Annotated in this window: 21 protein-coding genes, 1 tRNA gene and 1 other annotated feature; all 22 genes read left to right on the top strand. The window is 45.0% G+C overall.

All coding sequences use genetic code 11. The annotated features are described in order from the left end of the window. Positions 1 to 124: 124 nt before the first annotated feature. A complete protein-coding gene (locus FOF60_RS18290) occupies positions 125 to 733 on the top strand; it encodes a succinate dehydrogenase cytochrome b558 subunit (RefSeq protein WP_192471467.1) in 609 nt (202 codons plus the stop codon). 84 nt (positions 734 to 817) lie between these two features. Continuing rightward, positions 818 to 2575 (top strand): succinate dehydrogenase flavoprotein subunit, encoded by a 1758-nt coding sequence (sdhA, locus tag FOF60_RS18285; protein WP_192471468.1) that lies wholly within the window; start codon positions 818 to 820, stop codon positions 2573 to 2575. A 6-nt stretch (positions 2576 to 2581) separates the two neighbouring features. Beyond that, complete coding sequence (sdhB, locus tag FOF60_RS18280) at positions 2582 to 3343, top strand: succinate dehydrogenase iron-sulfur subunit (RefSeq protein ID WP_192471469.1); 762 nt, start codon at positions 2582 to 2584, stop codon at positions 3341 to 3343. Between the two features lie 160 nt (positions 3344 to 3503). Further along, on the top strand, positions 3504 to 3971 hold the full coding sequence (locus FOF60_RS18275; protein ID WP_192471470.1) for an acyl-CoA thioesterase: 468 nt from the start codon (positions 3504 to 3506) through the stop codon (positions 3969 to 3971). A gap of 141 nt (positions 3972 to 4112) precedes the next feature. Next, on the top strand, positions 4113 to 4337 hold the full coding sequence (locus FOF60_RS18270) for a helix-turn-helix domain-containing protein (RefSeq protein ID WP_042459328.1): 225 nt from the start codon (positions 4113 to 4115) through the stop codon (positions 4335 to 4337). 186 nt (positions 4338 to 4523) lie between these two features. Further along, on the top strand, positions 4524 to 4982 hold the full coding sequence (locus FOF60_RS18265) for a MarR family winged helix-turn-helix transcriptional regulator (RefSeq protein WP_192471471.1): 459 nt from the start codon (positions 4524 to 4526) through the stop codon (positions 4980 to 4982). A 10-nt stretch (positions 4983 to 4992) separates the two neighbouring features. Beyond that, on the top strand, positions 4993 to 5790 hold the full coding sequence (racE, locus tag FOF60_RS18260; RefSeq protein WP_192471472.1) for a glutamate racemase: 798 nt from the start codon (positions 4993 to 4995) through the stop codon (positions 5788 to 5790). 125 nt (positions 5791 to 5915) lie between these two features. Beyond that, positions 5916 to 6986 carry a GerMN domain-containing protein gene (locus tag FOF60_RS18255; RefSeq protein ID WP_192471473.1) on the top strand — a complete coding sequence of 357 codons (1071 nt, stop codon included), beginning with the start codon at positions 5916 to 5918 and terminating at the stop codon, positions 6984 to 6986. Positions 6987 to 7110: 124 nt separating this feature from the next. Next, positions 7111 to 7866, top strand: coding sequence for a ribonuclease PH (gene rph, locus FOF60_RS18250; RefSeq protein WP_192471474.1), 756 nt, complete (start codon positions 7111 to 7113; stop codon positions 7864 to 7866). 13 nt (positions 7867 to 7879) lie between these two features. Further along, positions 7880 to 8485, top strand: coding sequence for an XTP/dITP diphosphatase (locus tag FOF60_RS18245; protein WP_192471475.1), 606 nt, complete (start codon positions 7880 to 7882; stop codon positions 8483 to 8485). After that, complete coding sequence (locus FOF60_RS18240; RefSeq protein ID WP_192471476.1) at positions 8478 to 9002, top strand: metallophosphoesterase; 525 nt, start codon at positions 8478 to 8480, stop codon at positions 9000 to 9002. The genes FOF60_RS18245 and FOF60_RS18240 overlap by 8 nt, the downstream gene beginning before the upstream one ends. A gap of 121 nt (positions 9003 to 9123) precedes the next feature. Continuing rightward, positions 9124 to 9200: transfer RNA gene (locus tag FOF60_RS18235), tRNA-Arg, on the top strand. Positions 9201 to 9574: 374 nt separating this feature from the next. Then, positions 9575 to 10477, top strand: a complete 903-nt coding sequence (gene ilvE / locus FOF60_RS18230) for a branched-chain-amino-acid transaminase (protein ID WP_192471477.1) — start codon at positions 9575 to 9577, stop codon at positions 10475 to 10477. Positions 10478 to 10503: 26 nt separating this feature from the next. Then, positions 10504 to 10757: a binding site (T-box leader), on the top strand. Positions 10758 to 10839: 82 nt separating this feature from the next. Beyond that, positions 10840 to 12549, top strand: a complete 1710-nt coding sequence (gene ilvB, locus FOF60_RS18225) for an acetolactate synthase large subunit (protein ID WP_192471478.1) — start codon at positions 10840 to 10842, stop codon at positions 12547 to 12549. Then, positions 12546 to 13061, top strand: coding sequence for an acetolactate synthase small subunit (gene ilvN / locus FOF60_RS18220; protein WP_192471479.1), 516 nt, complete (start codon positions 12546 to 12548; stop codon positions 13059 to 13061). The genes ilvB and ilvN overlap by 4 nt, the downstream gene beginning before the upstream one ends. A 156-nt stretch (positions 13062 to 13217) precedes the next feature. Beyond that, a complete protein-coding gene (ilvC, locus tag FOF60_RS18215; protein ID WP_192471480.1) occupies positions 13218 to 14240 on the top strand; it encodes a ketol-acid reductoisomerase in 1023 nt (340 codons plus the stop codon). Further along, the gene (locus FOF60_RS18210) at positions 14227 to 15765 is read left to right on the top strand and encodes a 2-isopropylmalate synthase (RefSeq protein ID WP_192471539.1); all 1539 of its coding nucleotides are present in this window, start codon (positions 14227 to 14229) and stop codon (positions 15763 to 15765) included. The genes ilvC and FOF60_RS18210 overlap by 14 nt, the downstream gene beginning before the upstream one ends. A gap of 32 nt (positions 15766 to 15797) precedes the next feature. Beyond that, entirely contained in the window at positions 15798 to 16910 is a 1113-nt protein-coding gene (leuB, locus tag FOF60_RS18205) for a 3-isopropylmalate dehydrogenase (RefSeq protein ID WP_192471481.1), read from the top strand. Positions 16911 to 16983: 73 nt separating this feature from the next. Further along, on the top strand, positions 16984 to 18393 hold the full coding sequence (gene leuC / locus FOF60_RS18200) for a 3-isopropylmalate dehydratase large subunit (RefSeq protein ID WP_192471482.1): 1410 nt from the start codon (positions 16984 to 16986) through the stop codon (positions 18391 to 18393). A gap of 292 nt (positions 18394 to 18685) precedes the next feature. Continuing rightward, entirely contained in the window at positions 18686 to 19282 is a 597-nt protein-coding gene (gene leuD / locus FOF60_RS18195) for a 3-isopropylmalate dehydratase small subunit (protein WP_192471483.1), read from the top strand. A 149-nt stretch (positions 19283 to 19431) separates the two neighbouring features. Continuing rightward, a complete protein-coding gene (locus FOF60_RS18190; RefSeq protein ID WP_192471484.1) occupies positions 19432 to 20454 on the top strand; it encodes a tetratricopeptide repeat protein in 1023 nt (340 codons plus the stop codon). Between the two features lie 157 nt (positions 20455 to 20611). Further along, on the top strand, positions 20612 to 21901 hold the full coding sequence (gene tig / locus FOF60_RS18185) for a trigger factor (protein WP_192471485.1): 1290 nt from the start codon (positions 20612 to 20614) through the stop codon (positions 21899 to 21901). The last annotated feature ends 272 nt before the right edge of the window (positions 21902 to 22173 follow it).

The following is a 22173-nucleotide window of genomic DNA, read 5'->3' as shown; positions in this document are numbered from 1 at the left end:
ATGGACATGTCACATAATTGTAAGAAATGCTTATTTTTTGATGTTAGGTTGGATCAATCTGTTAGATTAATAGGGTTGGGGAGAGAAACCGGACATCACGGCCAAATTTCAGGGGGGTATACTTATGGCAGGTAGACAAGAGTTTTATTGGCGGAGGCTGCATTCTTTGCTGGGTGTCATTCCAGTAGGTCTTTTCCTTATGCAGCACCTTGTAGTCAACCATTTTGCTACAGGGGGAGAAGAATCATTCAATAACGCAGCACATTTTATGGAGCAATTGCCTTTCAGGTACTTTTTAGAAATTTTCATTATCTTCTTACCGTTATTATTCCATGCAATTTACGGTCTTTATATTGCTTTTACGGCTAAAAACAATATAGGCCAATATGGCTATTTCAGAAACTGGATGTTCATGCTTCAGCGTGTGTCAGGTGTGATTACTTTGATTTTCGTAGCTTGGCATGTATGGGAAACTCGTATTGCCGCAGCATTTGGTGCAGAAGTTAACTTCCAGATGATGGAGACGATCCTTTCATCTCCATTCATGCTTTGGTTCTATTTAATTGGTGTCATCTCTACAACTTTCCACTTTGCGAACGGATTATGGTCATTCTTCGTGAGCTGGGGAATCACTGTAACACCACGTTCTCAAGTGATTTCTACTTACGTCACTATCGGAGTTTTCATTGCGCTTTCCATCGTAGGTGTCCGCGCAATCCTAGCATTTGTATAAGGCCTTTTTCAGGACTATTTGCTAAAAAGATTTACTTTTAATCGGATATGAAAGACAGACATGGATTTAAGGGAGTGAGTCACGATGAGTAAAGGTAAGGTGATCGTAGTCGGCGGCGGTTTGGCTGGCTTAATGGCTACAATAAAAGTTGCAGAAACAGGAACTCCTGTTGAACTGTTTTCTCTTGTGCCGGTAAAACGTTCCCACTCTGTATGTGCACAGGGCGGAATCAACGGTGCAGTAAATACTAAAGGTGAAGGTGACTCTCCATGGGAGCACTTTGATGATACAGTTTACGGCGGTGACTTCCTTGCGAACCAGCCGCCAGTTAAAGCGATGGCTGAAGCAGCGCCTGGAATCATTCACCTTCTTGACCGTATGGGTGTAATGTTCAACCGTACACCGGAAGGCCTGCTTGATTTCCGCCGCTTTGGAGGCACGCAGCACCACCGTACAGCATTTGCGGGTGCGACAACTGGACAGCAGCTTCTATACGCTTTGGATGAGCAGGTTCGCCGCCATGAAGTGGCTGGTTTGGTCACAAAGTATGAAGGATGGGAATTCCTCGGAATAATTAAGGATGAGGAAGGTGTGTGCCGCGGAGTCGTAGCACAGAACCTGACTTCAATGGAAATCAAATCATTTGCTGCTGATGCTGTCATTATGGCAACTGGTGGTCCTGGTATCATCTTCGGTAAAACAACGAACTCAGTTATCAATACTGGTTCTGCTGCTGCGATCGTTTATCAGCAGGGTGGTTATTACGCTAACGGGGAATTCATCCAGATTCACCCTACTGCAATCCCGGGAGATGACAAACTCCGCCTGATGAGTGAATCTGCCCGTGGAGAAGGTGGACGAGTATGGACGTACAAGGATGGCAAGCCATGGTACTTCCTTGAAGAGAAGTATCCAGCTTATGGAAACCTTGTGCCGCGTGACATCGCGACACGTGAAATCTTTGACGTATGCGTAAGCCAGAAGCTTGGCATCAACGGCGAGAACATGGTTTACCTCGATCTATCACACAAGGATCCAAAAGAGCTTGATATCAAGCTTGGCGGTATCATCGAAATCTATGAGAAATTCATGGGCGATGACCCAAGAAAAGTTCCTATGAAAATATTCCCTGCCGTTCACTATTCTATGGGCGGACTTTGGGTTGACTATGATCAGATGACAAATATTCCAGGCCTGTTTGCTGCGGGTGAGGTAGATTATTCTCAGCACGGTGCGAACCGTCTTGGTGCCAACTCGTTATTGTCAGCAATCTACGGCGGTATGGTTGCAGGTCCAAACGCAATCCGTTACATCAACGGCCTAGAAAAGAGCTCAGATGCTATTTCTTCAGCACTTTTCGATGATGCTGTCAAGATGGAGCAGGAGAAGTGGGACAATGTTATGTCCATGGATGGAACAGAGAATGCATATGTCCTTCACAAAGAGCTTGGTGAGTGGATGACGGACAATGTAACCGTTGTTCGCTACAATGATAGACTTCAGAAAACAGACGAAAAGATCGTCGAGTTAATGGAGCGCTATAAGAATATCAATATTAACGATACGGCAAAATGGAGCAACCAGGGTGCTGTGTTCACACGTCAGCTTCAAAACATGCTTCAGCTTGCACGTGTTATCACAATCGGTGCTTATAACCGAAATGAAAGCCGTGGGGCTCACTATAAACCAGAATTCCCTGATCGTAATGACGAGGATTTCTTGAAGACAACTATGGCGAAGTTTGTTGATGCAAACTCTGCGCCAGCATTCCATTATGAAGATGTTGATACATCATTAATCCAGCCGCGTAAGCGCGATTATTCTAAGAAGAAAGGGGAGTAATAGAGCATGTCAGAGAAAAAAACTGTCCGTTTTATCATCAGCCGCCAGGATACTCCTGATTCAGCCCCTTATCAGGAAGAGTTCGAACTTGATTACCGTCCAAATATGAACGTGATTTCTGCACTAATGGAAATTCGTCGTAATCCTGTAAATACAAAAGGTGAAGCCACTACCCCAATTTCCTGGGATATGAACTGCCTTGAAGAGGTTTGTGGTGCGTGTTCTATGGTCATCAATGGCCGCCCGCGCCAGTCATGCTCTGCGCTCGTTGACCAGCTTGAGCAGCCAATCAGGCTTGAGCCTATGAGAACATTCCCGGTTGTCCGTGACCTTCAGGTTGACCGCAGCCGCATGTTCGATTCTTTGAAGCGCGTAAAGGCATGGGTTCCAATCGATGGTACTTACGATCTTGGACCTGGTCCGCGTATGCCAGAGAAAAAGCGTCAGTGGGCTTATGAACTTTCCAAGTGTATGACTTGCGGCGTTTGCCTTGAGGCTTGCCCTAACGTAAACGACAAGTCAGATTTCATTGGGCCTCAGCCATTATCACAGGTTCGTCTCTTCAACGCACACCCAACAGGTGCTTTGAACAAAGGCGAGCGTCTTGAAACAATCATGGGAGACGGCGGACTTGCGAACTGCGGTAACTCACAGAACTGCGTTCAGTCTTGCCCTAAAGGAATTCCATTGACAACATCAATCGCTGCCTTGAACCGTGATACAACATTCCAGTCATTCAAGAACTTCTTCGGAAGCGATCAAGTTTAAAATCCAGCCTCCTTTTCTTCGGAAAGGGAGGTTTTTTCTTTTACAGCTATAATATTCCTGTGTTGGTTTTTGTTTTAGCCTTTTTTATTCCCAAAATGACTAAATATATTTATAATAAAGAAAAGAATGAATGTTCATTCAGTTTTTGGGAGGTTACAGCATGAAAAAGATGGAATACATTAACGAGATTGTAAGCTGGGAAGAGGAGTTTGAATTTTTTTATCAGGTGAAGGTTCGGTTTTCGGAAACTGATATGTTTGGGCATTTAAACAACACAGTTCCGTTTACATATTTCGAACAGGCGAGAATTGAATATTTCAAAAGCCAGGGATTCATGCAGGATTGGGTCAAGCCAGAGAATGAGACGATTCCGGTCGTTGCCGATCTTCAGTGTGATTATCAAAGCCAGATTTTCTTTGATGAAGACCTGAAAATATATGTGAAAGCCAACTCAATTGGGAATTCTTCAGTTGACCTTCACTATATGGTCAAAAAAGCGGATGGCTCAATCTGCTTGACTGGCAGGGGGACAATCGTGCAAATTTCCAAGAGAACAGGCAAGGGTGTTTCCTGGACAGAGGAAATGAGGCAATTGTTTTCAGAAAGCAAAAAATCCGCCGTTAAATAAGTTTTGCGTATAAAAATAAAAATTGGCATGAAGTCCCTTAAATGTTGTCACTACACCTCTTTCCTTCACATATGATATTTTGACTAAATTTATACCCACCCCGCAGTTCACAGCTGGCGAAGGCAAGGAGGGTTACAATACTTGAAGGAAAATGATTATACTCACAAGCCATTACTCACAAAACGCGAAAGAGAAGTTTTCGAACTGTTAGTACAAGACAAAACAACAAAAGAGATCGCTAGTGAATTATTTATCAGCGAAAAAACGGTTCGGAACCATATTTCAAACGCCATGCAAAAGCTTGGTGTAAAGGGGCGTTCCCAAGCTGTTGTAGAGCTCCTGCGTATGGGAGAGCTAGAACTTTAATCATTGACCGGCCATCCCGAATGGGGGGCCGGTTAAGATGTTTAATAGGGTAAAACAGGCTCTTATCGGAATTCTGTCTTGAAATTTGCTCGAAAAAAGTAGAAAATAAGGGCAATAGTAAAAATCATCTCTGCTTGGAAAACAAGTTTTATGGATAAAGGAAATAGATTTTAGGAGTTGTTACAGATGAAACTTGAAGGGGTAGAAAAGAATCAGGGACTGGAGACGGTTGCTGATATCGAAAAGGATCTGCGTTACATATCAGGTATTATTAAGCAGAAGGGACGCGAGCTCCTCAGCAATTACACGATCACGCCTCCACAGTTCATTGCGCTGCAATGGCTATTTGAGGATGGGGATATGACAATTGGGGAGCTGTCGAATAAAATGTTCCTGGCTTGCAGCACGACCACGGATCTAGTAGACAGGATGGAGAAAAATGAGCTTGTTGTCAGGGTGAAGGATCCCAATGACAGGCGTGTAGTCCGCATCCATCTTCTGGACGAAGGGGAAAGGATCATCGATGAAGTGATCAAGAAACGCCAGCTATACCTTCAAGAGGTATTGAAGGATTTTTCAGGTGAGGAAATAGTGTCCCTTAAAGAGGGCTTAGCGAAATTACATCAAGAAATGCGTGGAGAATGAGGCGAGTTTTTTGAATCGACCAATAGGAATCATTGATTCAGGAGTAGGCGGGTTAACCGTTGCCAAGGAGGTCATGAGACAGCTGCCATACGAGCAGATCATCTATGTTGGTGATACGGCACGTTGTCCATATGGTCCTCGACCTGTTGAGGAAGTGAAGAGGTTCACCTGGCAAATGACCCGTTTTCTTTTAGGAAAAAATATTAAAATGCTGGTTATTGCATGCAATACAGCGACTGCTGTGGTCCTTGACGAGATAAGAAATGAACTCCCGATACCTGTGTTAGGTGTCATCCAGCCAGGTGCACGGACAGCGATCAAGGTAACAGACAATTATAAAATTGGCATTATTGGAACCGAAGGCACGGTAAAAAGCCGTGCGTACGAGCATGCCTTGAAATCCATCAATCGTAAGACTGCCATTGAAGCACTCGCCTGCCCAAAGTTCGTGCCGCTTGTAGAAAGTGGAGAATACGATGGACGTGTCGCAAAGAAAGTGGTAACTGAAACCCTTCAGCCACTGCAGGGACAGGGACTTGATACATTGATCCTTGGCTGCACCCACTACCCTTTGCTCGAGCCGCTCATTAAGGAAGTGATGGGACCTGAGGTCAAGGTGATCAGTTCAGGCGAGGAAACAGCGCGAGAGGTAAGCACGATTCTCGGCCATAACGACATGTTTGCTGACAGAGAAGAACTTCCGCAGCATTTCTATTACATGACAGGCTCCAGAACAATTTTTTCTGCTATAGCATCCCAGTGGCTGGAGAGGCCAATTGATAACGTTGAGAAAATTAAATTAGGTTAACAAGGCTTCCGGAGACGGAGGTCTTTTTTATTTTTCTGCATTTCTTAAAAATCTTCCTAAAGGCGGTCTAAAATATCCATAGGCTCGTATACATATTAGTACAAACTGTCTTTGGAGGGATTTATATGTCAAAAAATAAAAAGGCTGTGGTCGTTACAGCTGCTACATTGGCAACTACGGTATTCCTATCAGGGTGTGGGCTGTTCGGGGGCGAGGAAAAGAAAAAGATCGATCCTCCGCAGGATGTCACGTTCATGGAAGAGGGGGAGGCTCTTGATGAAAATGTTTCTACAGAAACAACGGAGGATGGTACAGAAGCGGTTGAAACATCTATCCAGACAGAATTGTATTTAATCGATAAAAATGGCTATGTTGTCTCACAGACAATGGATCTTCCGAAAACAGAAAGTGTCGCTAAGCAGGCACTGGAATACCTTGTTGCAAATGGGCCAGTCGAGCAAATGCTTCCAAATGGCTTCAGGGCCGTCCTCCCAGCTGACACACAAATGACAGTGAACATCAAGGACGGCACGGCAACGGTTGATTTTTCAAAGGAATTCGGATCCTATCAAAAAGAGGATGAGAAAAGGATTCTCCAGGCTGTGACATGGACGCTCACACAGTTTGATACCATTGATGAAGTTAAGCTTCAAATGAATGGCACCCCTCTTGAAGCGATGCCTGTAGGCGGCACTCCTATCGGTGGAGAGCTGAGCCGTGCGGATGGCATCAATACTGACAATACAGATGTCGTGGATATCACAAACACGAAAGCGGTCACGGTATATTATATTGGCGGCGAGGAAGGCGCATATTATTATGTTCCAGTAACAAAACGCGTCAGCAATGAAATGAAGGATAACATTACTGCAATCGTAAACGAGCTTGTTGAAGGGCCGGCGTATGCTTCCAATCTTCTGTCAGATTTCCAGTCAGGTGTAAAGCTTCTTGACGCACCTAAGGTTGAGGATGGCAAGGTAACATTGAACTTCAATGAATCCATTTATGGCAGCTTTGAAGAAAAAATGGTGTCTGAACACCTGCTGAATTCCCTTGTGCTATCACTGACAGAACAGACAGGGGTTGAGAGTGTGGCTCTTACGGTGAACGGAAAGGCAGATGTTCTTACAGAATCAGGAGAAAAGCTGGCTGAGCCGGTTACAAGGCCTGAAAAAGTGAACACAGGTAGTTTTTAATAGCCAGATTTTGATATACTAATTAAAGACATTCGAAGAGGCAGGCGTATTTCCTGCCTCTTATTTATATTGTGGTTACCGGGCAGGCTGCCTGCTTTTGATCATGCTAAGGAGGATATTTATAATGCGATTTGATGGGCGTGAACCCTTGCAATTAAGACCAATACATATTGAAACGGATTACCTGAAGCATCCAGAAGGCTCTGTGCTGATCTCTGTTGGAGATACAAAGGTGATTTGTACTGCCAGCATCGAGGACCGTGTTCCTCCGTTCATGAGGGGCGAAGGAAAAGGATGGATTACAGCAGAATACTCAATGCTGCCGCGCGCTACAGAACAGAGGAATATTCGTGAGGCGGCAAAAGGAAAGATATCAGGAAGAACGATGGAAATCCAGCGTTTGATCGGGAGAGCTTTGCGCGCAGTTGTAAACCTTGAGGCTATTGGCGAGCGTACTGTTTGGGTCGATTGCGATGTCATCCAGGCGGACGGGGGCACTCGTACTGCTTCCATCACAGGAGCTTTTGTTGCGATGGCTATGGCACTTGAGAAGCTGAGCAAGCAAAAGAAGCTGTCTGCTTTTCCTGTGACTGATCTTCTTGCTGCGACGAGTGTCGGTGTCCTTAAGAACGGTGAGGCTGTTGTTGATTTGAATTATGTCGAGGATTCTGCCGCCCATGTCGACATGAATGTTGTTATGACCGGCAATGGGGAGTTCGTTGAGCTGCAGGGAACGGGAGAAGAAGCTACTTTTTCATACAGCCAGCTACAAGAGCTCTTAAAGGCCGCACAGGATGGAATCACGGAATTGTTTGAAAAACAGAAGGAAGCTCTGGGAGAAGAATTGACTGCCAAAATTGCGGGCGGAAAACAGAGATAGGGGAGTTCTAAAAATGGAATCTGTCATAATCGCGACAAAAAATAAAGGAAAAGCGAAGGAATTCGAGAAACTTTTTTTGCCAAAAGGGATGGCGGTAAAAACTTTGCTCGATTACCCAGAGCTTGATGATGTAGAGGAAACAGGGACAACTTTTGAAGAGAACGCAATCCTAAAAGCTGAGGCAATCGCTAATATTCTTGGAGTAAAAGTGATTGCAGATGATTCAGGGCTTGAGATTGACGCATTGGAAGGACGGCCGGGTGTGTATTCGGCACGTTACGCAGGACCTGAGAAAAATGATGAAAACAACATTGACAAAGTTCTCGATGAACTTCACGATGTGCCAGAAAGCGAGCGCACCGCAAGATTCTGCTGTGCACTCGCAATGGCAGAGCCAGGGAAGGAAACAGTGACTGTATTCGGTACATGTGAAGGGAGAATCCTTAATGAACGTCGCGGTACCAACGGTTTTGGCTATGATCCGATTTTCTTCGTAGAAACAAAGCGAAAATCTATGGCTGAATTGGCATCTGACGAAAAAAACAAAATCAGCCACAGGGCCAATGCGATCAGAAAACTGGATGATCTTCTTAAAGGGCGAGAGGAACGCCATGAGTAGGGTGCTGATTGTCAGTGACAGCCACGGGTCAACAGAGTTACTAGAAGGAATTGAGAAGCTGCATGGCAATGATGTGGACTTGATGATCCATTGCGGTGACTCAGAGCTATCTGAAGATGATGCTGCTATTAAGAATTTCAAATCGGTGAAGGGAAATTGTGATTTTTATGGCCATTTTCCTGATGATGAAATTCATGTGATTAATGGCGTGAAGATTTTTGTGACACATGGGCATCTATACTCGGTGAAGTCTACACTCGTAAACTTGTACTATAAGGCAAAAGAACTAGAGGCTGATGTCGTATGCTTTGGACATTCCCATTTGCTGGGTGCAGAAATGGTAGACGATGTACTGTTCATCAATCCTGGAAGCATCAGGCTTCCACGCGGCCGGTCTGAAAAGAGCTATGCGATCCTGGAGCTGATAGACAAAAAAGCGGTATTGCGGATCTATGATTATGGAAATGGTGAGATATCAGAGTTAAGGCAGGAGTTTTCACTTCACAAAACAAGTTAAAACTACTATAATGATTTTCTGAGGGGAGTCAGCTGGTTTCCCTCAGAAAAAAGTTTTGATTTTTTATTGACATTTAGTTATTTGGCTAATATAATAAATCTTGTCTTTAAAAAACAACCAAGTCCCAGTAGCTCAGTTGGATAGAGCATACGCCTTCTAAGCGTACGGTCGGGAGTTCGAATCTCTCCTGGGACGCCATTTAAACTACATACCTTAACTCACCTTCTCCAAGGTGAGTTTTTTTTATGCCCTCCAGTTCGTAGACAATCTCGAAAACCGAAGTCCAATATATGTGCCAACCAAAAAAAATTTCATTTTATTTAAATGTGAATATATCAACAATGTAAGCGTATACAAATAAACTAACTAATCTAAATTATCAAATAATTTAGAAAAAGGGTGTTGACGAGTGTGAAAATTGGGCGTAAGATAATCCTCAAATAAAAAAACAAGTTGAATGCAACTAAAGCGAGTCATAGTTTTATATTAATTTGTGAATAATGTAAAACTGTATTTTTTTAACCTGTAAATTTAATAATTTAAAGCGTCTATTCGTTAAAGGAGTGTTTATTGTGCCCGATCAGTGGATCTACTTAAATGGTGAATTTGTCACCAAGGAAAATGCTAAGGTTTCGGTATATGATCATGGATTTCTATACGGAGACGGTATTTTTGAAGGGATACGGGTTTACAGCGGCAACATTTTCAGGATGGAAGAACACATGGACCGGCTTTACCGGTCAGGCAAGTCCATTATGCTGAACATGCCACACTCTAAGGAGGAGTTCACCGGCCTGGTTGTTGACACGGTCGAGAGGAATCAATTGAGAAATGCTTATATCCGCATTGTCGTTTCCAGAGGTGTCGGGGACCTTGGGTTGGATCCCTATAAGTGCCCGAAAGCGAATGTCGTCATCATTGTGGAGCCCCTGGCTATTTTTCCAAAGGAATTGTATGAACGTGGACTGGAAATTGTAACGGTCGCGACAAGGAGAAATCGTCCCGATGTATTAAGTCCTAAAGTGAAATCACTGAATTATTTGAATAATGTTCTTGTGAAAATCGAAGCTCATCTGGCAAATGTAAGTGAAGCACTTATGCTGAATGACCAGGGCTATGTTGCCGAAGGATCCGCGGATAATATTTTTATCGTGCGAGGCAACACTTTCCTCACACCGCCAGGGTACGTAGGGGCACTGGAAGGGATCACTAGGAATGCCGTCATTGAAATCGCCAAAAATCTGGGGTATGAGGTCAAGGAGGAACCATTTACCCGCCATGATGTATACACAGCTGACGAAGTATTCCTTACCGGGACTGCAGCAGAAGTAATCGCAGTCGTAAAAGTAGATGGAAGAGTCATCGGCGATGGAGTGCCGGGAGAGCATACGCAAAACATCCTGCGTGAGTTCAGGGCAAAGGTTGTAGCCGATGGAATCCAGGTCTATCCGGAAAAAGCCCACCAAGTCAGTTGATCTGAATAAAAGTCTAATTGAATATGGATAAAGCGAAGACAGGGACAAGTAATTTATTGCGATCAGCATGCACAGAGAGCCGGGATTGCTGGGAACCGGAGATGCCGCGATAAGTGAACTCACCCTGGAGCGCCAGTTCGAAAGGAAACCTAGTAAAACTGGTCGAGTGCCCTGCACTTGTTATCAAAACCGGCAGCTGAAGCTGTCACGAGTGCACGCATCATGCGTGAATAAGGGTGGTACCGTGGAATAAGGAGATAAAGCCTATTCCATCCCTTTGCCTGGCATACCTGGCATATGGAGATGGAGTGGGCTTTTTTATTTTGAAAAAAACTGTGAGTTCACAATGGGAGGTTCGATAAATGGAAGCTGCCTTGAAGGAAACAAAGGCTAAAACGAGTGAAGTAAGCGGTGCGGATATGCTGCTTAAAGCCCTGGAAAAGGAAAACGTCGAAGTCATTTTCGGCTACCCGGGAGGGGCTGTCCTTCCGATTTACGACAAACTCTATGATTCTAACATTCTTCATGTTTTGCCAAGGCATGAACAGGGAGGGATCCACGCGGCGGAAGGATACGCGAGAATCAGCGGGAAACCTGGAGTAGTAATCGCGACTTCTGGTCCCGGAGCGACCAATATTATTACCGGCATCGCTGATGCCATGATGGACTCATTGCCGCTGGTCGTCTTTACGGGCCAGGTTGCGACAGGAGTAATCGGTACAGACGCCTTCCAGGAAGCTGACATCCTTGGTATCACGACTCCTATTACGAAGTACAATTATCAGATTCGGGATATCAAAGACATCCCCAGAATCATCAAGGAAGCATTTTATATAGCGACAAGCGGAAGACCCGGACCAGTCGTCATAGATTTCCCTAAGGACATGGCAGCAGGCGTATCGGCAGTACCAGCGGAGGAGGAAATCCACCTTCCAGGCTATCAGCCGACAGTGGAGCCGAATTTCCTTCAAGTAAGAAAACTATCGGAAGCTGTCAGCAAGGCAAAAAGGCCGGTCATTCTTGCTGGGGCAGGTGTCCTTCACGCAAAGGCTTCGAATCTCTTAAAAGAATATGCTGAACAGCAGAACCTTCATGTTGTCCACACATTACTGGGGTTGGGAGGCTTTCCGGCGGGACATGAACTATTCCTTGGCATGGCGGGGATGCATGGCTGCTATACAGCAAATATGGCGCTGTATAATTGTGACCTGCTGATCAATATTGGAGCAAGATTCGATGACCGGCTGACCGGAAATTTAAAGCATTTCGCTCCGAAAGCAACTGTTGCCCATATCGATATCGATCCAGCTGAAATCGGCAAAAATGTGCCAACGCAAATCCCGGTTGTCGGTGATGCAGGAGAGGCATTAAGACAGTTGTTAAAGCTGGAAGGCAGGCCTCCACTCCAGGAAGAATGGGTGGAAACGCTCGCAGCCTGGAAGGAGGATCATCCTTACCATTACGAGAACAGTGAAATGCTAAAACCGCAAAAGGTTATGGAACTCCTATATGAAAAAACGGCGGGTGAAGCGATTGTCGTGACCGATGTTGGCCAGCACCAAATGTGGGCAGCACAATATTATCAGTTCCAGCAAGCGGATCGATGGGTGACCTCCGGGGGACTCGGGACAATGGGATTTGGCCTGCCTGCAAGCATTGGAGCACAGCTGGCAGATCCATCTGCCTGTGTTGTCGCCGTTCTCGGAGATGGCGGCTTCCAGATGTCAACACAGGAGCTGGCGGTCATTGCTGAATTCCAGCTGCCAATCAAAATAGCGATTTTCAATAATAAGGCGCTTGGGATGGTCAGACAATGGCAGGAGATTTTTTATAAAGAAAGATATTCCCACAGTAAAAATCCGGTCCAGCCATCTTTTGTAAAACTGGCTGAGGCCTATGGCATCAAAGGGTTTGAAATCCACTCGGAGGAAGAAGCACATTTAATTCTGAATCAGGTCCTGCATGACAAAGAGCCGGTGCTGCTCGATTTCAGGGTCGACGGAGCCGAAAATGTCTACCCGATGATCGCACCTGGGAAAGGAATCCACGAAATGGTGGGAGTGAAGAAATGAAAAGAATCATAACGATGACGGTATTGAACCGGCCAGGAGTACTGAACAGGATCACAAACTTATTCTCGAAGCGGAACTACAATATTGAAAGCATTTCAGTAGGCCTCACCGAGCAGGAGGGAGTTTCGCGGATTACCTGTGTTGTCCATGTGGAGAATGACGGGATGGTCGAACAAATCACGAAACAGCTCAATAAACAGATTGATGTCCTTAAGGTGGCAGATATCAGTGACCAGGCGATTGTCGCGCGAGAGCTGATTCTCATGAAGGTGCCAGTCCTGCCGCATAACCGGGCAGAAATCTACTCGATCATTGAACCATTCCGGGCCTCGGTGATCGACGTCAGCAAGGATAGCATCATCATCCAACTGACAGGCGAAACGGAAAAAATTGAGGCATTTATCGATTTGATTAAACCATACGGAATCAGAGAATTGGCCCGTACCGGAACGACAGCATTCCCTAGGGGAAACCAGCGGACAGGGCAGCAAAAAACATTTTCATTTGTTTGATAAAAATCTTTTCGTAAAGGTTGTTGTTAGTCAAACAAGTGATAAACGAAAATCTTTGGCAGAAGTTACTTCATTCAAGAACTGATCGAAAAGCAAGACTCAAGAAGAAACCGATTAAAAATACACTAATTTTATATCCGGAAAGGGAGAGTAAATATGGCGAAAATGTACTATAACGGTGATGCAAATGAGACTTATTTTAACGGGAAAACAGTGGCGGTAGTTGGATATGGATCACAGGGTCATGCCCATGCGCAAAATCTTCGTGACAGTGGGGTTGAGGTTGTCATTGGGTTAAGACAAGGGAAGTCATGGGAGAAAGCGGAGCAGGATGGCTTTGAAGTTAAAACAGTTGCTGAAGCTGTGGCATCATCTGATGTGGTCATGATTCTTCTGCCGGATGAGCGGCAGACTGCGGTGTACAAAAATGAGATCGAACCTCAGCTGACAGGCCAGGCGCTTATGTTCGCTCACGGCTTTAACGTTCATTTTAACCAGATTGTCCCGCCGGAAAGCTGTGATGTTTTGCTAGTAGCTCCAAAGGGTCCTGGACATTTGGTTAGAAGGACTTATCAAGAAGGAGCAGGTGTGCCGGCACTGTTCGCGATCCATCAGGATGTATCGGGGACTGCAAGGGAACTTGCACTTGCTTACGCGAAAGCGATCGGTGCATTGAGGGCCGGTGCGCTTGAAACAACCTTCAAGGAAGAAACCGAAACGGACCTATTTGGAGAACAGGCAGTGTTATGCGGCGGTTTGACCTCGCTCGTGAAATCAGGCTTCGAAACACTTGTCGAAGCAGGATATCAGCCGGAACTGGCTTACTTCGAAACGATGCATGAGCTGAAGCTGATCGTGGACTTGATGTATGAAGGCGGACTTGAAGGAATGCGTTATTCGATTTCGGACACAGCTCAATGGGGCGACTTTGTCAGCGGACCGAGAGTGGTCAATGACCAGGTTAAAGAGGAAATGAAAAGAGTTCTGAAAGACATCCAGGAAGGAACTTTTGCAAAAGGTTGGATTGAGGAAAATGAAAACGACAGGCCGGTCTTTAATGCTATCAATGAAAAAGAAAACCGCCACCAGATCGAAGAGGTAGGAAGAGAATTAAGAAAGATGATGCCGTTTGTCAACAAACAAAAGCAGAGAGAAGTGGCTGCCAGTGCGAAGAATTAAAATATTTGATACGACATTGAGGGATGGAGAGCAGTCAGCCGGGGTCAATTTGAATTTTTCCGAAAAGCTGGAGATTGCCAGGCAATTAGAGAGATTGAATGTTGACATTATTGAAGCGGGATTTCCAGCAGCATCTAAAGGGGACTTTGCTTCCGTAGCTGAAATTGCACGCCAAATTAAAGGATGTTCGGTTACAGGGCTGGCAAGATCGGTTACAACAGATATCGACGCTGCCTGGGAAGCATTGAGACATGGGGCAGAGCCTAGGCTTCACTTATTCATCGCCACTTCACCGATCCACAGGATCCATAAGCTGAAGCAGACAAAAGCTGAGGTCATTGAAACGGCGGTAAGAACCGTAAAGTATGCGGCAGCCAAGTTTCCTGTCATTCAATGGTCTGCTGAGGATGCCTGCCGGACCGAGCTTGATTTCCTTGCTGAAATTGTAGAAGAGGTGATTAAAGCCGGTGCAAAGGTTATCAATATTCCTGACACTGTCGGATATATTTCGCCGCAGGAGTATGGCCAAATATTCACTTACTTGAGAGAGCATGTTCCTTCTATTAGTAAGGTCGAACTTTCAGCACATTGTCATGATGACCTTGGAATGTCGATCGCCAACTCACTTGCAGCTGTATCTGCAGGAGCCGCACAGGTTGAAGGAACGATCAATGGGATAGGGGAGCGGGCAGGAAATGCAGCAATCGAAGAATTCGCAGTTGCTCTTCATATCCGCAAAGACTTTTACCAGGCGGAAACTAGATTGAACCTTAAGGAGATCAGCAGAACGAGCAGCCTTGTCAGCAAGTTGACCGGTATGGCGGTACCAGCCAATAAAGCCGTGGTGGGAAGGAATGCCTTTGCACATGAATCGGGAATCCACCAGGATGGAGTTTTGAAGGAGAAAACAACCTACGAAATCATCTCGCCTGAGCTTGTTGGACTGCAGAATAACTCGATGGTTCTCGGAAAGCATTCTGGCCGCCACGCTTTCCGCAACAGATTGAATGAGATTGGGCTGACGGTCCCTGAGCAGGATATCAATAAATTATTTTCCGTTTTCAAGGAACTTGCGGACAGGAAAAAGGAAATGACAGATGATGACCTAGTGGCCATCATCCTGGAAGAGAATCTGTCAAAAGAACAGCAATATTACCGTCTTGATTCCATTCAGGTCCAATATGGGACCAACCAGGTGCCAACTGCGACGGTCACCCTTTATGGCTGCCAAAATGAAAAGATCCAGGAAGCGTCTACAGGTTCTGGCAGCATTGAAGCTTTATATAATACGCTTGAAAATTGCATGGAAGAAAAGGCTAGCTTGCTAGATTACAGGATTCAATCTGTTGGAGCAGGCAGGGATGCCCTGGCGCAGGTATATGTAAAGCTGGACTTTGGCGGTGTCGAGACAAGTGGAAGAGGCCTCGCACAGGATGTGCTTGAAGCTTCGGCAAAGGCGTACTTAAATGCAGTCAATAGAGTTCTATTTATGGAAGAAACGAAGAAAGTCGCAGTCAGCGGTTAAAAAATATACTTAAGAAATCGGAGGCGAATGTAATGGAAAAAAGGATCGCAATCCTGCCAGGAGATGGCGTTGGCAAAGAAGTAAGCAGGGGGGCGGTTACCATCCTCCAGGCAGTTGCTGAACTTTTTAACCAAAAGTTCCATTTTACTTATGGAGAAATCGGCGGAGCAGCAATCGATGAATTTGGAACGCCGCTGCCGGAGCATACACTAGACCTCTGCAAGTCCAGTGATGCAGTTCTGTTAGGTGCTGTAGGCGGCCCTAAATGGGATCGGATGCCTGGTCATATTCGCCCTGAAAAAGGACTGCTGAAAATCCGGAAAGAGCTCGGTTTGTATGCGAATGTCCGTCCTGTTCAATATTACTCAAGTATTTCCGGGATCTCGCCACTGCGCAAGGATGTTGTTGAAGGGGTTGACATGGTAGTGGTCAGGGAGTTGACGGGCGGGCTCTATTTTGGGAAGCCAAGTGAGAGATCTGTCCAGAAAGGCGAAGCTTCTGTAGTAGATACATTGTTTTACCAGAAAAACGAGATGGAGAGAGTCATCCGTTACGCATTTGAACTGGCTGCCATGAGAAAAGGGAAGGTCACTTCTGTCGATAAAGCTAATGTTCTGGAATCGAGCCGGATGTGGCGCGAAACAGCGGAAGAGGTCGCCATGGATTTTCCAAATGTCCAGCTTGACCATATGCTGGTCGATAATGCCGCAATGCAGCTGATCAAGAACCCGCGCCAGTTCGATGTACTTGTCACAGAGAATATGTTTGGGGATATTTTAAGCGATGAAGCCTCCGTGCTTACCGGATCGCTTGGCATGCTGCCGTCAGCAAGTGTTTCGGCTGCAGGGCCATATCTATATGAGCCAATCCACGGTTCTGCACCAGATATCGCTGGTATGAACGCGGCCAATCCGATCGCAATGATCCTGTCAGCCGCAATGATGCTTCGACTGTCCTTTGGCCTTCAAGAAGAAGCTGAGGCAATCGAGAATGCGGTAGAGCAGGTGCTGGACGCTGGCAGCAGAACCCGCGACATTGCCGTATTTGGCACACCATTTTTAACGACTGAAGGGATGGTTGAAGAGATTAAAGCGGCACTGCTGGACAATGAAGCGATCCTGAATATCATGGGTGCTTACGCATAAAGCAGGAATTTAAACTATCAGACAGTTTGCAAATAAATAGATGAAAAATGATTTAAAAAAGGGGAGGGTATTTTTGGGGAAAACGATCATCGAAAAAATTTGGGAGAAGCATATAGTGCGTCAGGAGGAAGGCAAACCAGACCTTATGTATATTGACCTCCATCTTGTTCACGAGGTAACCTCCCCGCAGGCTTTTTCGGGACTGAGGCAGAAAAAACGGTCTGTTCGGCGCCCGGATTTGACGTTTGCGACCATGGACCACAATGTACCAACAGTTAACCGGCATGAGATCACTGATCCTGTTGCGAAGACCCAGATGGATACCTTAAGGGAGAATTGTCTTGAATTCGGCATTACACTGGCCGACCTTGACAGTCCTGAGCAAGGCATCGTCCATGTCATCGGACCTGAATTGGGATTAACACAGCCTGGGATGACAATTGTTTGCGGAGATAGCCATACTTCTACGCATGGTGCATTCGGAGCCCTCGCCTTCGGAATTGGCACCAGTGAGGTTGAACATGTGCTGGCAACTCAAACACTCTGGCAGACAAAGCCAAAAACATTGAAAGTTGAGGTGTCCGGCTCTCTTGCACCTGGAGTGAGCGCTAAAGATCTCATCCTGTTCATTATCAGTAAACATGGAGTCAATTTCGGTACCGGTTATGTAATTGAATTTTGCGGCGATGCCATCAGGAAGATGTCGATGGAGGAAAGGATGACTATCTGCAATATGTCCATTGAAGGAGGAGCCAAGGCCTCCCTCGTGGCCCCTGATGAAAAAACCTTCGCTTATCTGAATGGAAGGAAATATGTAGCACAGGGAGATGCCTTCCTCGATAAAATCCTTGAATGGCAGCAGCTCAGCTCTGATGATGATGCAGAATATGACCATACCATCACGGTAGATGGCGATGCCATATCAACTATGGTCAGCTGGGGTACGAACCCGTCAATGACTGCTCCAGTAACAGAAAGAGTGCCTTATCTGGCAGAATGTGAGACTGATGCAGAAAGGAAGTCTGTACAAAGAGCGTTTGATTATATGGGACTAACGGAAGGTCAGCTGATTACGGATATTAATGTAACGAAAGTCTTTATCGGGTCCTGCACGAATTCAAGAATAGAGGATCTCAGGGCGGCGGCCGACATCGTCAAAGGTAAAAAAGTGGCCGCTGGAGTCGATGCGATTGTCGTACCCGGTTCGCAGCAGGTCAAGAAGGCGGCAGAAGCAGAAGGTCTCGCCAAGATTTTTATCGAAGCAGGATTTGAATGGCGGGAATCCGGTTGCAGCATGTGCCTGAGTATGAACGCAGACATTGTACCGGCTGGCGAGCACTGTGCCTCCACTTCAAACAGGAATTTTGAGGGCAGACAGGGAGCCGGAGCCCGCACCCATTTAGTCAGCCCCGCAATGGCAGCAGCTGCCGCCCTTCATGGGCACTTTGTCGATGTCAGGTCGATGGCGGGCATTACCGTTTAGGGTTTTTACCAAATAATGGGATAAGGTGCAATTAGTCGTCTTAATGGTGCAATTAATGTGATTTTTTGTTCAAATAATAGCCTGAATGGTGCAATTATCGAGGTCCTACGTGCAATAATCATCGTTGAATAAGAGAAAAATTTTTCCAGCTAAAAATACCGACTTGAAAATGACCCGAAAACGGAAATTTCGGGTCATTTCACTACCTATTTTCTGAGTTTGCTTTGAAAAAGCTACGACTTTAATGTATTTAGTTTAACAAAAAGATATTTTTCGATGAAAGGAGCCTAAAATGACGGGATTTACAGAAATGAAGGGGAAAGTTGCTGCGATGGACCGGACAAATGTTGACACTGACCAGATTATTCCGAAGCAATTTCTTAAGAAAATCGAAAAAACGGGATTTGGACAGTATCTGTTTTACGATTGGCGCTATAAGACTAACGGTGAGCTCAATGAAGAATTTGAGCTGAATCATCCGGATAACGAAGGAACATCCATTTTAATAGCGAATGAGAATTTCGGCTGCGGTTCATCCAGGGAGCATGCGCCATGGGCGTTGCTGGATTATGGCTTCAAGGTTTTGATTGCTCCATCATTTGCGGATATTTTTAAACAAAATTGCCTGAAAAACGGAATTCTCCCGATCGTTCTGCCAGAGGAAGACGTAACCTATTTGCTTACGAATGCAAGCGGGCAGCAATATGAACTAAATGTTTCGCTGGAACAGAAGGTGGTTTATGACCACGAGGGATTCAAAGCAAGTTTTGATATCTCTCCGTATTGGTATAACATGCTCCTCAATGGCTGGGATGAAATCGAACTAACGCTCCAGCTTGAAGACAGTATCAGAGAATATGAGAATAAGCATACAGAAAAAGTAATCTAACTTATAAAAAACGATTGATTCACAGGCATAGCTTGTGAATCTTTTTGTTTTTTCAGGGATTCATGCTAAACTTTCTAAAAAAGCTGAACTCAAAGAAAAATACAATGGAATTAATATAGTGAACTTTTAAAAAGTAAGGCGGTATGTGTATGAAAAAACGGGAATCCAACGAGGATAATGTGATCCTATTTCCCGGTCTGGAAAAGCGTCTGTTGGAAAAGGGCCTCGACTATTTAAAACAGCGGAAGTACAGGGATGCTATTCAGTTTCTTGAGCAGGCTTTGGAGCATGACCCTGAGAACAGTGATGTATACGTTGGCCTCGCCCTTTCTAATTATGAAGCAGGCAATACCCATCAGGCCAAGGAAATTGTGGCGGAGATGCTCCGGAGCGGACTGGGTGATTACATACAAGTGATTGATATGTATCTAATGATCCTTGTCCAGTTGAATGAATACAAAGAAGTTGTTGCGACCATCGAAGCTCTTCTGGAGGAACGGGAAATCCCGGGTGACAAGCATGAGCATTTCATCACCATGCTTGAATTTGGCAAGCGGATGCTGAACGGCGATACAGAAATGGAACCCATTGAGAGTTTTGAAGATGAGCCTGAAGAGGAAGAGCTTAATCTGTTTGACTATAAGAGCCCGAACGATCAGGTAATGGTTGCTGCTGAACTTGCGAAGGTAAACATAAGACCCTATATTGAAAAAATCAAGGAATATGTCGTATCAGGAGAAGGGCATCCCTTTTTAAAAACGATGCTGCTTAATATATTGAAAGAACAAGAGTATGCAGAAGAAACACTGGTGCATAAATTCGAATGGGAAGAATTGTTCAATCCAGCACGTTTACCCGAACTGAAGGAATATATCGAGGACAGCGGTGTCATCCAACTTTTAAGCCGCGAGATTGAAAGTGATGATCCTGTTTTATTTGAAAATGTACAAAGGCTGGTCGAACGATACCTCTTTTTGGTCTATCCTTTCGAACTGCCAATCGGGAAGGCTTCGGCATGGGCTGCTGCCTGCCATTTTACCGCCAATGAGTATTATGGATTCGAAGATCCGCTCGAGTCATTTGCGGAAATATACCATAGCGAGGCCGAGGCGGCAGAGCAGGTTTTGGACTTTATCCGGAGGCTAGAAGAAATTTCTTACCCGATAATATAGTCCAGGCTGTTGAAACGAAATAATCCTGTGTTATAATGTAGTGGTTGTATTATGTAAAAATCATTCTATTTTACATTTAATCTGGAATATTGCTTGGTTAACAAGAGTATTCATCGTCGAATGAAAATGACAATAGATTATTGTTGGAGGGAACTGTATGTCTGCAAAGGTAGAAAAAAGAGAAGGGAACCAAACGGTTCTAACAATTGAAGTAGATGCAGAAAAGGTCAACCAAGGTCTTGACGCTGCATTCAAGAAAGTCGTTAAGCAAATTAACGTACCAGGATTCCGTAAAGGAAAAATGCCTCGCCAAATGTTCGAAAAGCGTTTCGGCGTAGAGTCTTTATATCAGGATGCAATTGATATCCTTCTTCCAGAAGCATATTCAAATGCAATCGACGAAACTGGTATCGAGCCAGTTGACCGCCCGGAAATCGATGTAGAACAAATCGAAAAGGGCAAGAGCTTGATCATCAAGGCAACTGTTACAGTTAAGCCTGAAGTTAAGCTTGGCGAGTACAAAGGACTTGAAGTAGAAGCATTCGACACAAACGTAACTGATGAAGAAGTAGAGAACGAATTAAAAGCAATGCAAGAAAAGCAAGCTGAGCTTGTTGTTAAAGAAGAAGGCACTGCTGAAAATGGCGACAGTGTTGTCATCGATTTCGAAGGATTCGTTGACGGCGAAGCTTTCGAAGGCGGAAAAGCTGAAAACTATGCACTTGAACTTGGTTCAGGTTCATTCATCCCTGGCTTCGAAGAGCAGCTAGTTGGAACAGCTACTGGCGAAGAAAAAGATGTAGAGGTTACTTTCCCTGAAGAGTACCATGCAGCTGAACTTGCTGGTAAGCCTGCAACTTTCAAAGTAAAAATTCACGAAATCAAAGGAAAAGAACTTCCAGCTCTAGACGACGAGTTCGCTAAAGATGCTGATGAAGAAGTTGAAACTTTAGATGAGCTTAAGACGAAGATCAAAGATCGTCTTGCACACGATAAAGGTCACCAAAAAGAACATTTCGAACGTGACACTGTTGTAGAAAAAGCAGCAGCTAACGCAGAAATCGATGTTCCTCAATCAATGATCGATACTGAAATCGACCGCATGGTAAATGAGTTCGAACAACGCTTGCAAATGCAAGGCATGAACCTTGACCTGTACTACCAGTTCTCTGGACAGGACGAAGCTGCTCTTCGCGAACAAATGAAAGAAGAAGCTGCTACACGCGTACGTGTGAACCTGACTCTTGAAGCAATTGCAAAAGCTGAAAACATCGAAGTTACAGATGAAGAAGTAAGTGCAGAGCTTCAAAAAATGTCTGAAATGTACAATATGACTGCTGACCAAATCCAAGCAGCACTAGGCGGAAGCCTTGACGGAATCAAAGGCGACCTTCAATTGAAAAAAGCAGTTGATTTCCTTGTAGAAAACAGCAAAACTGTTGCATAATAAGAGAAAAGCGTAAGCGCCTTGGTCAGCCCCGACAAGCACTGGAGGGCCGACCGGTGAAGTCGTTCTTTGACTTCATCGGGCGGATCGAAGTGACTCGAGGGGCTAGGCGCTGAAGCTAGACATTTCTCAAAGTGAATTTTATACTTAGTATATAATATAGGAACAAGGCGCGAGTAAATCGTGCCTTGTTTTCTACAATTAACACCAATATACATACATAATTTTTTTAGCAATTTGCTCTAAGTCGATTTAATGGCATGATTTATGGA

The organism is Mesobacillus jeotgali, from assembly GCF_014856545.2.
Classification (GTDB): Bacteria; Bacillota; Bacilli; order Bacillales; family Cytobacillaceae; genus Mesobacillus.
Note: the sequence above shows the minus strand (reverse complement) of the source record. Positions and strands in the feature narration are given on the sequence as shown.

What these genes read in the sequence shown, in the direction of transcription:
- FOF60_RS18290 (WP_192471467.1), top strand. Translation starts at nt 125, where the DNA reads ATGGCAGGTAGACAAGAGTTTTATTGGCGGAGGCTGCATTCTTTGCTG.
- sdhA (WP_192471468.1), top strand. Translation starts at nt 818, where the DNA reads ATGAGTAAAGGTAAGGTGATCGTAGTCGGCGGCGGTTTGGCTGGCTTA.
- sdhB (WP_192471469.1), top strand. Translation starts at nt 2,582, where the DNA reads ATGTCAGAGAAAAAAACTGTCCGTTTTATCATCAGCCGCCAGGATACT.
- FOF60_RS18275 (WP_192471470.1), top strand. Translation starts at nt 3,504, where the DNA reads ATGAAAAAGATGGAATACATTAACGAGATTGTAAGCTGGGAAGAGGAG.
- FOF60_RS18265 (WP_192471471.1), top strand. Translation starts at nt 4,524, where the DNA reads ATGAAACTTGAAGGGGTAGAAAAGAATCAGGGACTGGAGACGGTTGCT.
- FOF60_RS18255 (WP_192471473.1), top strand. Translation starts at nt 5,916, where the DNA reads ATGTCAAAAAATAAAAAGGCTGTGGTCGTTACAGCTGCTACATTGGCA.
- rph (WP_192471474.1), top strand. Translation starts at nt 7,111, where the DNA reads ATGCGATTTGATGGGCGTGAACCCTTGCAATTAAGACCAATACATATT.
- FOF60_RS18245 (WP_192471475.1), top strand. Translation starts at nt 7,880, where the DNA reads ATGGAATCTGTCATAATCGCGACAAAAAATAAAGGAAAAGCGAAGGAA.
- FOF60_RS18240 (WP_192471476.1), top strand. Translation starts at nt 8,478, where the DNA reads ATGAGTAGGGTGCTGATTGTCAGTGACAGCCACGGGTCAACAGAGTTA.
- ilvB (WP_192471478.1), top strand. Translation starts at nt 10,840, where the DNA reads ATGGAAGCTGCCTTGAAGGAAACAAAGGCTAAAACGAGTGAAGTAAGC.
- ilvN (WP_192471479.1), top strand. Translation starts at nt 12,546, where the DNA reads ATGAAAAGAATCATAACGATGACGGTATTGAACCGGCCAGGAGTACTG.
- ilvC (WP_192471480.1), top strand. Translation starts at nt 13,218, where the DNA reads ATGGCGAAAATGTACTATAACGGTGATGCAAATGAGACTTATTTTAAC.
- leuB (WP_192471481.1), top strand. Translation starts at nt 15,798, where the DNA reads ATGGAAAAAAGGATCGCAATCCTGCCAGGAGATGGCGTTGGCAAAGAA.
- leuD (WP_192471483.1), top strand. Translation starts at nt 18,686, where the DNA reads ATGACGGGATTTACAGAAATGAAGGGGAAAGTTGCTGCGATGGACCGG.
- FOF60_RS18190 (WP_192471484.1), top strand. Translation starts at nt 19,432, where the DNA reads ATGAAAAAACGGGAATCCAACGAGGATAATGTGATCCTATTTCCCGGT.
- tig (WP_192471485.1), top strand. Translation starts at nt 20,612, where the DNA reads ATGTCTGCAAAGGTAGAAAAAAGAGAAGGGAACCAAACGGTTCTAACA.